This window comes from Dorea sp. 210702-DFI.3.125 (assembly GCF_020560945.1).
In the GTDB taxonomy this organism is placed as follows: domain Bacteria; phylum Bacillota; class Clostridia; order Lachnospirales; family Lachnospiraceae; genus Dorea; species Dorea formicigenerans.
The window spans coordinates 1-307 of record NZ_JAJCNF010000108.1; the positions used below are offsets into that span (position 1 = coordinate 1).

1 protein-coding gene is annotated in these 307 nt (G+C 49.2%); it reads right to left on the reverse strand.

All coding sequences use genetic code 11. The features are described 5' to 3' along the window. On the reverse strand, positions 1 to 307 hold a 307-nt coding region (locus tag LI164_RS15760; RefSeq protein ID WP_227087387.1), incomplete at both ends, for a recombinase family protein.

The following is a 307-nucleotide window of genomic DNA, read 5'->3' on the forward strand; positions in this document are numbered from 1 at the left end:
GGCTTCCGCACCTTTTTCTTGTTCTTGAATGAAATGTTGCTCTGCTTGTTGTGAACGCTGTGACCGATGTAGGTTTCCTCTTTCAAAATGCTCTTGACCTGTGCAATCGTCCACGCATAGGCTTTTTCTGCGGGCACACCGGCGTAGATATTAGCGAAAGTCCCGTATCTTTCATAGTTCAGCCAGCCGGGGGTAGGTACTTTTTCTTCCACCAGAATCCGTGTAATGCTGGCGGCACCCCTCCCGTGTACTGCAAGGTCAAAAATCTTCTCTACAATCCAGCGTGTTTCCGGGTCGATCAGAAGAT